General features: G+C 68.5%; 11 protein-coding genes and 2 pseudogenes. 2 read left to right on the forward strand and 11 right to left on the reverse strand.

Features of this window, described 5'->3' with window-relative positions:
- The first annotated feature begins 584 nt into the window (after positions 1 to 584).
- Positions 585 to 1,232: a cupredoxin domain-containing protein gene (locus ACFYZQ_RS39375; RefSeq protein WP_389158990.1), complete on the forward strand. Its 648-nt coding sequence runs from the start codon at positions 585 to 587 to the stop codon at positions 1,230 to 1,232.
- Between the two features lie 539 nt (positions 1,233 to 1,771).
- On the opposite strand, the gene ACFYZQ_RS39380 is transcribed toward ACFYZQ_RS39375, so the two are convergent.
- The 3 genes and pseudogenes from ACFYZQ_RS39380 to ACFYZQ_RS39390 all read right to left on the reverse strand — a co-directional run.
- A complete protein-coding gene (locus ACFYZQ_RS39380; protein WP_014670069.1) occupies positions 1,772 to 1,975 on the reverse strand; it encodes a cold-shock protein in 204 nt (67 codons plus the stop codon).
- A gap of 675 nt (positions 1,976 to 2,650) precedes the next feature.
- Entirely contained in the window at positions 2,651 to 3,049 is a 399-nt protein-coding gene (locus ACFYZQ_RS39385) for a (2Fe-2S) ferredoxin domain-containing protein (protein WP_389158992.1), read from the reverse strand.
- Positions 3,046 to 3,225 (reverse strand): annotated as a pseudogene (locus tag ACFYZQ_RS39390) (hypothetical protein); the annotation flags it as partial. The pseudogene ACFYZQ_RS39390 and the gene ACFYZQ_RS39385, both read right to left, overlap by 4 nt.
- Positions 3,226 to 3,946: 721 nt before the next feature.
- On the opposite strand from ACFYZQ_RS39390, the pseudogene ACFYZQ_RS39395 reads away from it, so the two are divergent.
- Positions 3,947 to 4,387, forward strand: a pseudogene (locus ACFYZQ_RS39395) (alpha-ketoglutarate-dependent dioxygenase AlkB); the annotation flags it as partial.
- Positions 4,388 to 4,665: 278 nt separating this feature from the next.
- On the opposite strand, the gene ACFYZQ_RS39400 reads toward ACFYZQ_RS39395, so the two are convergent.
- The 8 genes from ACFYZQ_RS39400 to ACFYZQ_RS39435 form a co-directional block, all read right to left on the reverse strand.
- Positions 4,666 to 5,811 (reverse strand): cytochrome P450, encoded by a 1,146-nt coding sequence (locus tag ACFYZQ_RS39400; protein WP_389158994.1) that lies wholly within the window; start codon positions 5,809 to 5,811, stop codon positions 4,666 to 4,668.
- Positions 5,812 to 6,162: 351 nt separating this feature from the next.
- Positions 6,163 to 7,032 (reverse strand): SAM-dependent methyltransferase, encoded by an 870-nt coding sequence (locus ACFYZQ_RS39405; protein ID WP_389158996.1) that lies wholly within the window; start codon positions 7,030 to 7,032, stop codon positions 6,163 to 6,165.
- Positions 7,033 to 7,157: 125 nt separating this feature from the next.
- Positions 7,158 to 8,810: an AMP-binding protein gene (locus tag ACFYZQ_RS39410; RefSeq protein ID WP_389158998.1), complete on the reverse strand. Its 1,653-nt coding sequence runs from the start codon at positions 8,808 to 8,810 to the stop codon at positions 7,158 to 7,160.
- The gene (locus ACFYZQ_RS39415; RefSeq protein ID WP_389159000.1) at positions 8,807 to 9,082 is read right to left on the reverse strand and encodes an acyl carrier protein; all 276 of its coding nucleotides are present in this window, start codon (positions 9,080 to 9,082) and stop codon (positions 8,807 to 8,809) included. Before ACFYZQ_RS39415 ends, ACFYZQ_RS39410 begins: the two co-directional genes overlap by 4 nt.
- A 73-nt stretch (positions 9,083 to 9,155) precedes the next feature.
- Complete coding sequence (locus ACFYZQ_RS39420) at positions 9,156 to 10,364, reverse strand: ferritin-like domain-containing protein (RefSeq protein ID WP_389159002.1); 1,209 nt, start codon at positions 10,362 to 10,364, stop codon at positions 9,156 to 9,158.
- Between the two features lie 97 nt (positions 10,365 to 10,461).
- Positions 10,462 to 11,733 (reverse strand): cytochrome P450, encoded by a 1,272-nt coding sequence (locus ACFYZQ_RS39425; RefSeq protein ID WP_389159004.1) that lies wholly within the window; start codon positions 11,731 to 11,733, stop codon positions 10,462 to 10,464.
- Positions 11,730 to 12,821 carry an alpha/beta fold hydrolase gene (locus ACFYZQ_RS39430; RefSeq protein WP_389159006.1) on the reverse strand — a complete coding sequence of 364 codons (1,092 nt, stop codon included), beginning with the start codon at positions 12,819 to 12,821 and terminating at the stop codon, positions 11,730 to 11,732. The genes ACFYZQ_RS39425 and ACFYZQ_RS39430 overlap by 4 nt, the downstream gene beginning before the upstream one ends.
- Before the next feature lie 190 nt (positions 12,822 to 13,011).
- Entirely contained in the window at positions 13,012 to 13,833 is an 822-nt protein-coding gene (locus ACFYZQ_RS39435) for an NPP1 family protein (protein WP_389159008.1), read from the reverse strand.
- Between the last annotated feature and the right edge of the window lie 233 nt (positions 13,834 to 14,066).

A 14,066-nucleotide genomic window follows, 5' to 3' on the forward strand; every position in this document is an offset into this window, starting at 1 on the left:
CCTTGACCAGTGACTGTCCTGCTCTGCTTCCCGGGGCACCGGCGGTGGCAGGCCGATTCCTGTTTTCCTCCCCGGGAGGAGATTGGCCGGTCACCGGGCGCGCATCGGGGTGCGGTGGCGTATGTGCCGCTGCTCACGCAGTGCCGAACCCTGGCTACCCGCTACAAAAGCGGGGCGGGGCCCCCGAGTCCGGCTGCCCGCCACGAGCCCATCGTTCGAACTCGGTTGCTGCCTCCGATTCCGTAGGACCGCACAATTTTGGGTGAGCGGCTAGGTGCGCGTGTCGGAGAGCAGACCAGTGCGACGCTGGACCAGGAGCACTTTTCCCATCGTTTCGATCTTGAAGGACCTTCCGGCGGGCAGGAGGAAAAAGCTGCTGAATTGGGCATTCAGTAGGGCGATCCCCGGATAGCGCTAACGGCACCCGCATCTCGAGCTGTGCGTCAACGGTCCGCCCGCCCTACCACTTCGTCGGCAGTTCCTCGTCCCAGCAGGCCGAAGGAGGCACTGCGGAAGAGCCGGCTCGGGTTGGCCGTTCACGGTGGACGTGAGAGAGCCGCGGAGGCCGCCCGCACCGTACGCGAGTGGTGTGCCGAACACGGCGTGCCGCGCATCGGACATCGACGTGTGGCGGGGCCCCGGGCCGGGACACCCACATCGCCATCACCGCCACCGACACCGCCTGCAAGGTCGCCAAGACCGAACTGAAGGCCGACGAGACCACGTTCGCCATCACCAACAAAGGCAACAAGGCCACCGGGGTCTGCGTCTACGGCGAGCACGAGGGCGCATACAGCCACGTCGTCACCGAAGTCGAGAACATCGGCCCCGGCGCCTCCCGCCAGATGGAAGCCAAGCTGGGCGGCGGCACGTACGAGATCGCCTGCAGGCCCGGTCACACCGGCGACGGCATCCGCCAGAAGATCACCGTCGAAGGCGCAAAGGCGGACGAGGAGTCCGAGGGATCCTACGACCGCGAGGTCGAGGTCGAGGAATACCACCTCGAAGGGCTCGACAAGTTCACCGCGAAGGCAGGCGAGAAGATCGAGTTCAAGCTGGAGAACGAGGGCACGACCGAGCACGAGCTGGAGATTTTCGGTCCCGACGGCAAGGAGGTCGGTGAGGTGCCTCGGTCAAGCCCGGCACGACCGAAGAAACTGTCATCACTCTGCAACGGCCGGGCACCTACACCTGCAAGTGCGGCATCCGCAACCACGCCGACAAGGGCATGAAGGGCACCTTCAGCGTCAGCTGAAGTCCTCGCCGACCGGGACACAGACGGCGGCGTCTTTGAAGGGCGCCGCCGTCCCGGCGCACGGCCGCCTGCTTGGAAGTGTGCGACGCCCCGGTCACGAGATCACCTGTAGCGAAGGTCATCGCATCGCGTGCTTGCAGCACTGTACTGAGGCGGGGCAGGGGCCGGCGTCACCGCGGGCGGTGGTCCACCTGATCGGCCGGGATGGGCGGGAGATCCCGGTTGGCGGAGCTCTGGGTTGGTCCGGTCGGCGGCCAGCAGCATCGCGCCCCCGCCTGGCGGTGCGACGAACGACGGCAGCGGTGATCGTGGCACCAGGTGGGGTGACAACGTGGGAGGCCATACGGAGTGGCCAAGCCCAACCGGCCTTTGAGTACCCCGCTCACCTGACTTGTCCGGAGGCCTTCACACGGTTTGCAAGCTCGACACCAATCGGCTTCCGCCCGCTGACCACACCGGCAGGCGGTCAGGCGGGGCGTCCCGAAGCCGGGATGCCGGGCCTGACCGAACCGGGCGTCAGGCGGGGCGGATGTTCTCCGCCTGCGGGCCCTTCTGGCCCTGGGTGACGTCGAACTCGACCTTCTGGCCCTCCTGCAGCTCGCGGTAACCCTGGCTGGCGATGTTGGAGTAGTGGGCGAAGACGTCGGGGCCGCCACCCTCCTGTTCGATGAAGCCGAAGCCCTTCTCGCTGTTGAACCACTTCACAGTGCCCTTGGCCATGACTGTCTCCTTCGAGGGAAACCGGGCACGCACGCTGCGCGACCGGGAGGTGATCGCCCTGGTCCGGAGAGGCGCTGAACAGCAAGAACGCCCGTGACCGCGATCACGGGCGAACGGAACTTCGGAACCACGACTGCTGAATCACAACGCTATAACGGCGTGGCGGCAGCCGCTACTGATAACGCGCCAGCACCCGGAATGTCGAGTCAAGCCCGGCACCGGGCCACCCACTCAGACAGTCGTACGGGAGCGGCGCCTCTTGCACTCAAGCCGGAGTCCTGCCTCCGCGTGCTCAGTCCATCTCAAGAGGAAGCGCCGCTTCTGCAGCGGGCTCTGGAGCAGTTGGGACAGAGCGAGAGGACCGCCCCGACCACGTGAGAGCGGGCGCAGCGTCTGATCTGCTCCGCCCTGCCCCCTCCCGGACGCCCACCTGAGGCGGCCACTGCCCGCGGCCCTGCTGCCGAGTCCAGACGGCTGGCGCCGCCTGCGGGACTAGTGGATCACTCGACGCCGGAACGCCAAGGGGCACCGTGCTGCGGCAAGAGCTGACCGCGTCACGATTACCCTTCCAAGCCTGGGTCACCAGCGCGGCGGCCTCGGCTGGATGCAGACGGGGAAACGCGTGCGCCCCTGGCGAGTGACTGGATTCTGATCACCTGACGGTCCAGCCGGTCATCAGTCTTCGACGGCCCGCCGTATGCGCCGGGACGGCGAGAACTCGTAGAGGTCGAGGATGTCCGGCGGCTCGGCGATCCCCGGACCGCCGGCCCGCACCCACTCGACGATGTCGGCCGTCGCGTCGGGGTCGTTGACCAGTCCGAGCCATACAGGCCGGCCGCCTGCGGCCCGTCCGGCCGGGGAGGGCTGTACGACGATGACGTTGGCCTGTTCACAGGCGTCGAGGCAGTTGACCGCACGGACTTGGGCCATCTGGCCCAGGTCGGCTTTCAGGGTGGCAAGTTGGGCCATGTGGTCGACGCCGGGGATCTTGGGGGTGCCGCAGCAGCAGCCTCGGCACACGGTGACCGTGCACCGGGGCGCCGCCTGCGCTGCGGGTGCCTTACGGCGGCTCACTCGGCGGCCCCTTTCCAGGCCGCCTCGCGCAGCAGCCGCAGTCCGTTGAGGCCGACAATAACAGTGGAGCCCTCGTGGCCCGCGACGCCGAGGGGCAGTGGCAGGTCGTCGGCCAGGTCCCAGAGCACCAGGCCGGCGATGAAGACACCGGCGATGACGAGGTTCTGGACGACCAGAGTTCACCGGTTCCGACCTGACGCAGTCGGCCTTCGACCCGCGCTGGCCGGCATTGCCACCGCCGCCCGGCTCCCCGACGGCGCCGGCCTCGTCCTGACGACGACGAGGACACACACGTGGCAAAGAGGAGCCCTTACCTGAGCCACCCTGTCGGCGCTGGGGGAGATGAGGACCCGGACCGGGTGCTGGGCGTCAATCGTTGAGGGGGAATCCTCCACTCTCGCTCGTGCATCCATATGGACTTCTCGTCGGTAGGCACGGCCCAGTGCCCCAGGAACATCCCCGCGTATTGTGTCGTGCACATGCTGCGGCACATAGGCCACCGCTCCCCCGCCTTTGCTGTAGGCCCGCTCTTGGGTGATGACCAGGCCCCAGGGTGAGGGTGTGACCGACCGGGCTGAGTTGGGCCGCTTCAATTACGGCGGAATCAGCGGTGATCGGTTCACCGATGCGCCGTGGGTGTGCGGAGTCGGCGGCGTCCCGCATCTGTACCGCGGCCTCGTTCCCGCCGCTCGTGGTGGCCAGGAGGTGACCGCGCGCGTTGGCGTAGCCACCTGACGGTCCGTCACGAAAGTCAGCGCCAGGTCAGCATCAGTACCGCCAGAACCCGCTTCCGACCGCCATGCACCGCCAAGGCCGACTACGCGCCCCACCGTCTCCGAACCCGATGAAACACCAGGTCACGGGCGTTTCTGTTACGCTCGCCGACAAACACCCTTGAGGTTGTACGACAGCGTCGTGGCCGTACCACGCCTGCTCGCCTTCTACGGGGCCGAGGACCCGTTGCCGCACCCCGTGCTCACCGAGGCCCGCGACGCGCTCTCCCGGCACTACGCCGACGAACTGGGCGAACCCTTCACCACGGCCGGACTGTGCCTCTACCGCGACGGCCGCGACAGCGTGGCCTGGCACGGCGACCGGATCGGGCGGGGCGCCCACGAGGACACGATGGTCGCCATCCTCTCCGTGGGCACCCCCCGCGACCTGCTGCTGCGGCCGGCACACGGCGGCGGCGCGAGCATCCGGCGGCCCCAGGGCCACGGCGACCTCATCGTCATGGGCGGCTCCTGCCAGCGCACCTGGCAGCACTGCATACCCAAGACCACCCGGATCACGGAACCGCGCATCAGCGTCCAGTTCCGCCCGCACGGCGTGCACTGAGCCGGGCCGACTGTCGACGTGCTTCGACCCGATGCACGACACAGAGCTTGGGCGGCGCTGAACAGGGCGTCCAGTGGACCAGAGCCAGGACTCACCGATAAAGCCACGGACGGCGGCGGAAGCCGTCGGCAGGGTCGAACGGGCACTCCCCCGAAGGGCGCGGGTGGATGACGAATGCCTCACGAGACAGGCGCGTACGAGGACGTCCAGGATGCCGTGCACGGCAGAGCCGGTCCGTCACCACCGGCCACAGCCGATATGGACACCGAGCGGTTCGGTTACCACTCGACGACCAGCCTTGACACACCGCGCGTCGCGAGGCCCTCCCGCCATACCAGGGCCCCGTCTCCTGGTGCGAGTCGCAGGCCGGGGAAGCGCTGCCACAAGCGGGTCAGGGCGATCTTCATCTGCAGAAGAACCAGCGGCGCGCCCATGCACCGGTGGGCGCCGTGTCCGAATGTGAGGTGTGCAGGTCGGCGGGCGTTGCTCTTCACACCCGATGGGCACACTTCGGCGTCATGGTTGCAGTGCAGCAACGAGACGATGACGGCATCTCCTTGGCGCACCGTCGTCCCGCCCAGCACGAGGTCCTCGATGGCCACTCGGGGAAAAGTGACAGGTGTGGACGGCGTCTTGCGGAGCAATTCTTCGACCAGCGTTTCCACGAGTTTCCCGCCGGGCGTGTTACCGGTGAGTAGTTCGAGTATGGCAAGGCTCAGTTGATGGGCGGTGGTCTCGTAACCAGCCATGAGAAGTACCAGTCCGAGATTGATCAACTCGGTGCGGGAAATCTCACCCGACTGCTCAACCTGCACCAGCGCGCTCAGGAGATCCTGCCCGGGCACATCTCTCTTTCTTCCGATCAGTGAGGACATGTACTCGATGAGAGTCAGGACGTGGCGGCCTCTTCTGCGGACTCCCCGAGGCGTCATGTCGAACAGGCCGGTGACGGCGGCGTCGAAAACGGGCCGGTCCGCCACCGGCATGCCGAGCAGTGAGCTCAACGCGACCATGGGAAGGGGCGAGGCATAGCCGCTGACCAGGTCGGCGCCTGGCCCCGCAGCCTGTAGCTGATCCAGCAGTGCGTCAGCGGCTTCCTCGATCACCGCTGCCTGTGCGGTGACACGAGCGCTGGTGAACGCCGCTCCGGCGACCCGGCGCAGCCGGGCGTGGTCCGCGCCGTCCAGACTCATGATCGAGTTGGGTGAGAGGTCGACGGATCCCCATTTCGGAGCATCGGGATGGGTGGCCGCGGCTCTGCTGAGACGTGGGTCGGCCAGCGCGGCGCGCCCCACGGCGTAGTCGGTGACCAGCCACATGTGATCCCCCGTGGGCATCCGCACCCGTGTGACGGCCTCCGCTGATGGCACTGCCAGGAAGGACGGCAGGGGGCCGGTCCTGTAGAGATCGAAAGTGCCGGACATGGTCAGTGACTCCTGTTCGGAAGGGGCGGCCGCTCCGGCGCCTTCGGTCAGTTCCGGGAGTTCCTCCACGCTTCCCGCACGTCGGGGCGTGGTGGTGGAGCCTGCCGTGGTCCCATCGTCTCCCGTCGATGGCCGGCGGGTCGTCCGCCGCGATCGGTCGAGAACGCCGCGGGACATCTGTCTCCTCTGCCGCTGATGGCCGTGGGACACGACCCGCCGGGCGCCGACGACTCGGGCGAGCGGACTTTTCCGCCTCCCGGAGGGTGGCCTGCTGTTCGGTCTGTCCAGCCTCGGAGGATGGATCGGCTCCCGGATGTCCGTCACTTCGCGCGCGGCGCGTTCCCTTTCCTCTCAGCGTCTGCTGCCGTCGCGGTTTGACGCGTTGGACGCCTGAGATGTCAGCCGGGCGTGGGCACCGAACTGCGTCGGCCCGTCGACCTGCACTCCTCGGGACAGGACGAGGTCCCGCAGGCGCTGTGGCAGGGCGTCGTTGAAGCGCAGGTGGTCCGGCACCGTGACTCCGGCGTTCCGCAGCGGCGTCGCGATCTCGCGGCAGGTGGTGCTGAGCCAGTCGAGAACCGCGGGATCCCCCGAGCGGCCCGCGACCGGCGTCCAGGTGGCCACTTCCGGCTGCCCGAGGCCGGCGTCGAGGAACGTCCGGGTGAGACGAGGGCCGAAGTCGGGGGCGGCACCGGTCGCCAGGAAGGGTTTGGGCCACAGCGCGTAGTACTCGTCCCACTCCGGCAGCGGCGGACGGGACGGCGACGTGTTGGTGAAGTCCATCTCATGCATGACGACGATCCCGTCAGGTTTCAGCAGGGACGTCAGACGGCGCAGCACGGACGTGGGATCGGGCAGGTACATCAGGATGTATCTGCCGACCAGGACGTCGAACTTCTCCGGCCAGGTGAAGTCGGCCAGGTCCGCGACCTCGTACCGCACCGAGGCGGCGAGACCCGCCTCCCGTGCCAGCATCCGCGCCTTGTGGACGCTTCCGGGGTCACGTTCGATTCCCACGACGTGTCCGCCGGGCCCGACCACTCCGGCGGCCAGCATGGAGACGTAACCCAGCCCGGCGCCGATGTCCAGGACGCTCATTCCCGGACGCACTCCGGCCGATCGCAGGGTGCGTTCGGTGAACGGTGAGATCGCCTCGTTCTGCAGGGTCAGCCTGTGGTGCTCGCTGTCGGAGTGACCGAGCAGGTAGGCGCTGTGCGCCATGAAAGACCTCCAGGGCCGGTCATGCGGGGAGTCTCCTTACGGCAGGTGGCCGGGGAGCTCCGCGGTGTCTGCGGCACGTAGTGCCCTGTCGCGGACGCGCGGTGTGTTCCGGTGTTCCGGGTGCGTCATGCACCGGAGCGGGACACGCGCGTGTCCGAGGGTGGCGGGCGGCGCAGCGCCTTGCCGCTGGAGGTGCGGGCGATCCCGCCCCGCCGCACGAACTCGATCATGTCGGGTGTGACGCCCAGCTCGGCCACGACGCGTGCGCGGATGCGTTGCGCCGTGGCACGACGGCTCGCCTCGTCGCGCTGCGTCGTCTCGACGACGAGCCCGAGCCGGCCCCCTTCGTCACTCCAGATCTGCTCGGCCAGGACGCCGTGGACGGGGAGACCGGGGGTGTCCCGCACGACCGCCTCGATGTCGCTCGCCCAGTGGTTCGCGCCGAAGACGATGATCATCTCTTTTGTGCGGCCCACGATGTACAGCTCGCCGTCGTGCCACAGGCCCAGGTCACCGGTCGCCACCCAGCCGCCCGGCAGGACGACGCGACGGCTCTCTTCAGGGTGGTGGTCGTACCCGGTGCTCGTGACGGACGCTCCCCGGACCTCGACGGCACCGACCGTGCCGGGCGCGGCCGGTTCGCCGCTCGCGGTGGTGAGCCGGACCTCGGTACGCCGCACGGGCGTTCCCACGCTGACCAGTTCGCGGCACCGCCCGGCGCCGGAGGGCGCCGGTACGTACTGGCCCCGGTTCAGTTCGTCCCGGTCGGCACATAGCACCTTGGCCGGTCGGCCAAGCGGAGGGAAGGCGACCGCCAGGGTCGCCTCCGCCAGTCCGTAGGCCGGCAGGAAGACGTTCTCCGCCAGTCCGGCGGGCGCGAAACGCTCGACGAAGGCGTCCTGCAGCCGCCGGTCGACCGGCTCGGCGCCGTTCACGGCGATCCTCCAGCGGGACAGGTCGAGACCGGCCGGCGGCGCCGCGTCGCGCCGCAGGACGTAGCGGTAGCCGGAGTCCGGAGCCATGGTGAAGGTCGCCCCCAGCCGTCCCATGGCTCGGATCCAGTCCCTCGGACTGCGCAGGTAGTCCTCGGGTGTCAGCAGATGGATTTCGACGTCGTGCAGCAGCGGTGTCAGGAAGGAACCGATCAGGCCCATGTCGTGGAAGAGGGGCAGCCAGGTGCAGCCGACGTCGGTCCCGGTGAGCCGTGTGCCATGGGCGATGGCCGCCACCCCGGCCGTCACGTTGCCGTGGCTGAGCACGACGCCCCGCGGCTCGCAGCTGGTCCCCGACGTGTACTGGACGACGGCCGGGTCCGACGCCGCCCGCGCGACGTGGGCCATGCCCGGTTCAGCCACCTCCGGCACCAGGAGAACATCGACCGGGCGTGCGCCGTCGGACAGTCCCGGACCGAGCAACGGGAGCATGACCGGAGCCGTCAGCAAGGTTCGTACCCGGGAACGGTGCAGGGCTGCCGCGGTGCGCCGGAGGTAGGCGTCGGACGACCCGAAGGGCGCGGGGCCGGGCAGCGGCACCGCGACCGCGCCTGCCGCCAGCACGCCGAAGAAGGCGCGCGCGAAGTCCACCGACGTCGGCAGGACGAGGGCGACCCGTTCGCCGGGTTGCACCCCGCGCGACAGCAGCCCCGCGGCCACCCGCCCGGCCTCGACGAAGAGGTCGCTGTAGGACAGGGCGTCGCCGTCCTTGCCCCCGCGCAGCACGTGCATGCCCCGCCCGGACCCTTGTGCGGCGACGCGGCCGAGCGCCGGGAACAGGGTCACGACAGCGGCCCGGTGCCGGCGTCCGCGATCACCTTGGCGATCGCGGCCGCGAACTCCCGCACGGTGCTCGTCTCGAAGACGATGCGGTCCTCCACCTCGATGTCGTAGTGCTGCTCGATCTCCAGCACGACCTGCAGCGCGTGGAGCGAGTCGAAGCGCGGCAGGGAGCGCAGATCGGTGTCCACGTCCACCTCCTCGATCCCGATGCGCAGTAGCTCGGCGACGAATCGGCGGACGGTCTGTTCGATGTCGGTGACGCGCGTCTGTGACATGGCGTGGTGTTGTCCTGTTCTGTGAGGCCGACGCGTCGGGGGCGCGGCGGGAGGCGGACTCCTGGACTGATGGTCAGCGAGCGACGGGACGGCGGGCCAGGTCGCGCAGCTTGGCTTTGATGTCTCGCGGGGTCTCCAGCGAGTCGTCGTTGGCCAGGAGCCGGACGATCGACATCACCTTGGCGTCCGCGGCGTCCACCGAGTCGTGCTGGATGGTCTCGATCCGCCGGATGCCGGCCGTGGATGTGGAGTGCGGATAGAACATGCCCGCCGGATGCTTGACACCGTTGCCACGGTCCGCGAGCCAGATGTAGGCCATGCGCAGCGCTGCGGTCTGATGGGCCGGATCGCTGTCGCACAGTTCCCGCATGAAGACGGAGAACGCACGGCAGTGCCGGGCCTCGTCGCGGGCCAGGAGCCGCCAGATCTTGCGGATCACCGGCTCCGATATATGGGCCGCGAGCGCCTTGTAGAGGGCGGACGCGCGTGACTCCGAGATCACGTTCATCATGAGCGTGGCGGAGCGCACGTCTCCCTGGGGGTACGGCTCTCGTTTGTAGAGCGCGTGCTTCGAACGGAGCTTGATCCCGATCCGGTCCAGGTAGCGGGCCTGAACCAGTGAGTGCCGGGACTCCTCCGCACCCCATTGCAGTGCCCAGGAGGAGAAACTGGCCTCGCCCTGCCATTCCCGCAGGAAGTTGTGGGCTCCGGGCAGGGTGCCGAACTCGATGACGGCCGCCTCGGTGAGGAAGTCCACGGTCCGTTCGTCGAGCATGCCGTGCTCGATGCGGTCCAGGTCCACCTCGGTCCAGTCCCAGCGCGTCGTCTCGAACCAGTCGAAGATCTTGTTGAACGTCATGTCGAGGTAGTAGTCGGTGTAGAGGTCGTCCGCCATCAGCGCGCGGTGCGCCCGCAGGGCCAGCTCGACCGAGGCGGTGAACCCCTCGGGCGCCACCGCGGCGGGCCGCACCACGTCCTCGACATCCAGCGCTTCCGCCCAGCCGGGAACCGGGCCTGCCGTATCGGGCCCGACGACGTACACCCGGGTCCGGTTGAACCTCGTGTGCGACCGCAGCGCCCGGACGGCGGGCAGCGGCTCGGCGTCCGCGCCGATCCACACCGCCGCGAGTTCGGCTGACGGGTCGAACTCGTGCAGGTAGCGCTGCCAGTCGGCGTGTGCCGGCCGGTCCACGGCGACATCTCCGAAGGTGGGGACGGTGAGTCGTTCGCCAGGGGAGATGGCGGTGGTGGGTGCCAGCAGAGCAATGGTGGGCGTGGTCACCGGGGGGCGTCCTCTCTGTTGGTCTGCGCAGGCCGTCGGCGAGCACCTTGCCGCGCGGTGCGTGGTGTGACTCGGCTCCGTAAACGCGCGTGCCGCGTCAGCGCGGCCCGGGTCCTGCAGCAGGGCCGAGTAGAACGGGCAGCTCCTCGATGCTGTTGCTGACGAACGAGGGCACGGGCCGCACGGTCCACGTGTCGGACGGCGCCAGCCGCACGTCGGGGAACCGGGTGAAGAATCCGGCCAGCGCCGTCTCCAGCTGGAGACGGGCCAGGTGGATCCCGACACAGAAGTGCGGGCCGTGCCCGAAGCCGAGGTGGCCGGCCTGCCGTCGGCGGACGTCGAAGAGGTCCGCGTCCGGCCCGTGGTGCTCCGGGTCCCGGCCCGCCGAACCGAAGGACGCGAGGATGGCTTCTCCTCGGTGGATCGTCTCGCCGCCGATGACGATGTCCTCGGTCGGATAGCGCATCGGGAACTGGTTCACAGCGCCGTTCCAGCGCATCGTCTCCTCGACCACCGCGCTCCACGGGACCTCCCCGGCGCGGACGGACGCGAGTTGTCCGGGGTGGGTGAGCAGCGCGTGGCAGGCGTTGACGAGTACGTTGATGACGCTCTGGTGGCCGGCGAAGAACATCAGCAGGATCATGCCGTGCAGTTCTCCGTCGGTGAGCCGGTCGTCTCCGTCTTGGCGTGCCGTGAGCAGGGCGCTGATGAGGTCGTCCCTGGGGGCGTTGCGACGTTCCGCGACGATCTCCCGCAGCAGCGCTTCGATCCGCCCGTCGATCTCCAGGACCTGGTCGGGGGTGTTGTTCGTACGGGTCTGCATACCGGTGAGCACGTGCAGCAGACGCCGCTTGCGCTGCGGGATTCCCAGCAGGTCGGAGACAACGGTGGTGGGGATGGGGTAGGCGAAAGCCTTGCGGAAGTCCACCGGCCGGTCTTCCGGCCGTGTGGCGAGCTGGTCGAGGAGCTCGTCGACGAGGTGTTCAACGCCCGGGCGCATGGCCTCCACCCGCGCCGGTACCAGTGCCTGGTCGACCAGTCCGCGCAACCGCCGGTGATCCGCGCCGTGCGAGTTGATGACGCTGTCGGTCGCGACGAAGCCGATCAACGGCCACCCGTCCGGCACTTCGCCACGGGCCGCTGCGCCCCAGTGCGTGATCCCCTTGGCGACCCTGGGATCCGTCAGCACCCGGCGCAGGTCTTCGTGATGCGGAATCGCCCACGCCCGCACACCGCCGGGGAGTTGGACCGGCACGGCTCTCCCGGCCGCCCGTAGGCGGGCGTTCTCCGCGTGCTGATCCGAACCGTTGATGTCCAGCGCGAACGGGCATGGGGACGTCTGTCCGGCGCTTCGCTCAGTCGACTTCACTTCATCTCCCAATCGGGAAGCACGGCGTGCTGGTACGACTCGTCCGCCAGAAAGCGCACCACGTCGGTACCGAATTCTTCGAACGTTTGAAACAGAAACCCGTGCCCGGTTCCGGGGTAGATCTTCAGTACTGAATCGGGCACATGTGACGCCAAGATGCTGCTCTTTTCCGCAGCGACCATGATGTCGAGTTCGCCGTGTGCGACGAAGGTCGGCTGCGTGATTGCCGTAAGTTCTGCGGCGGCCAGCGGATCACGTGCGCCCCAGACCTCCGCGGCTACCATCTGGGCCCGCCAGGAGGTTTCGGTGACGTCGCCGGCGGGGCTCACCTGGCGTCGGGACAGCCGGCGGATGTACTCGATGCCGTGTGCCCGGCCAACTGCGGTCGGGGGGAAGAACAGGTGGATGATGTCTTTGGGGCTGATCAGTTCTTTGGAGATGATCGACCGTACCCGGCCTCCTGCGGCGTTGTCCTCGCCGAATCCGCGTGGCGCGGTGCCGGCGAGTATCAGGCGGCGTACCAGGTTCGGTCGGATGCGCGCCAATGCCTGCGCCACATAACCGCCCAGTGAGAACCCGAGTACATCGACGCCACCCAGTCCCAGTGATGCCATGAATTCAGCGATTCCCCCCGCCATGGCCTCGACCGTTCTGGGGGTCGTCCCGTCCGACAGACCGATACCGCGGTTGTCAACGACGATCAACGTACGGTCTGCCGCCAGCCTCTGGAGCAGGGCCGGATCCCACATGTCGATGCTGGCCCGGAAATGCGAAAGGAGCAGCAGGGGCGGATTGCCCTCCTCGCTGCCGAACCGGGCGTAGGCGTAACGACAGCCGTCAGGGGAACGGACAAAGCGCTTTTCCATGCTGGGGCGAGGTCTCCAGTCGGGGGCGGCGTCCTTCGCCAGCGTCTCGGAGCCGGGGGCGAAGCCGCCGAGTGAGAAGTACGGCACGAGGGCGATGTCCTCGGCGGCGGTGCGCTGCACCGGGGCGCCGTCCTGTCGGTTGGCCAGGTTGCAGAAGTACTCCAGTGTTGCGAGGGTCGGTGCCCTTGGGGAAGCACTGCCGATTTGAACAACGCTCTGCACGGGGTCGAGCATCAGGGAGTCGACGGACGTGGGGGCGGCCTTCGCCTGCGACCAGCCCCCACGGGCCGTCACGATTCCGCTGCGTCAGGTGTGAGCCGCCTCGCAGCTCACAGATGGCCGGTCACGCTTGCAGGCCGACCCAACAACGCGGAAGGCAAGGGGGCACCGGGCCCGGTGGGCGTCGGTGATGTCAGGCCCAGGGGTTGAAGGGGATGCCTCCTGGCTTCGAGGCGTTGAGGAGGCTGCGGAAGCGGTCGTCCTTGTCGGTCGTCTTGATGGTCGCCGATCCGAAGTCGGCGTTGTTGAGGCGGTCACGCAGCCAGGTGCTGGGCCAGCCGTTCCAGTCGACGATGGGGGGCTGGCGCCAGTTGTGGTAGTGGTTCTCCGGCGGCTCGTCGTTGCCGTTGGCCAGGCGGAAGAGGTGGCTGCCCGCGCTGCCTTCCTTGTGATAGACGACCTTGGGGTGGCTGCCGTCGAACCGCACGTCCGAGCGGGGGTAGGTGTGCTGACCTCCGTGCTGGGTGACGGTCAGGAACTCCACCTGGTCGGACGACTGCTTGACCCAGGAGATGACGTGCTCCCAGTCGTGTCGGTGGCCTCCGGCACCGCCGTTCTGCGTCTGGTCCTTCTCGAAGTAGCTGGCGTACACGATGGCGCACCAGCCGTTGTTGCACTTGGAACGTGCGTAGGTCTGCGAGCGGTCCAGGTCCGACTTGTCGCGGCAGTTCCCGTTGACGTCGCCGCCCAGCTTGAGGCCCGGGTTGAGGGTGCCGTCCGGGGCTATGGCGGAGACCGCGTAGCAGCCGTCGGTGTCGTAGTCGTAGGCGGGCGAGAACGACGCCTCGTAACCACCCGCCCGCTGGGGCAGGTTCGGCAGCGAGTCCGCCTGGGCTGCCGGTCCGGGAAGGGCGAGCACCAGGGCGCTCCCGCCGACGAGCGTGGCGATCCGGCGGCGGGTGCGCGCGGAGCCCGCGGCCTTGCCGGCACGACCTCGTATCAAGAAGCTTTTCATCTCCACCTGTTTCCATGGTCTTCGGGATGGCCGGCCGGCGGTGGCCGACGGCCCGTGACAGCATGGCGCGCACACCCGTCCGTGCAGATCCGTCAACTGACGTACAGGACCCGTTGCCGTTGTTGCTCCGTCAAACGACCTAGTACTGCAGCCGCAGTTACGGGGGTCGGTGGCCGCGGCGGCGGTAATGGCTGATCCGGGCTCGGTGTTGGTGGCGTCGCCGCCAGTGTGAC

Source organism: Streptomyces sp. NPDC001843 (assembly GCF_042891955.1).
In the GTDB taxonomy this organism is placed as follows: Bacteria; Actinomycetota; Actinomycetes; order Streptomycetales; family Streptomycetaceae; genus Streptomyces.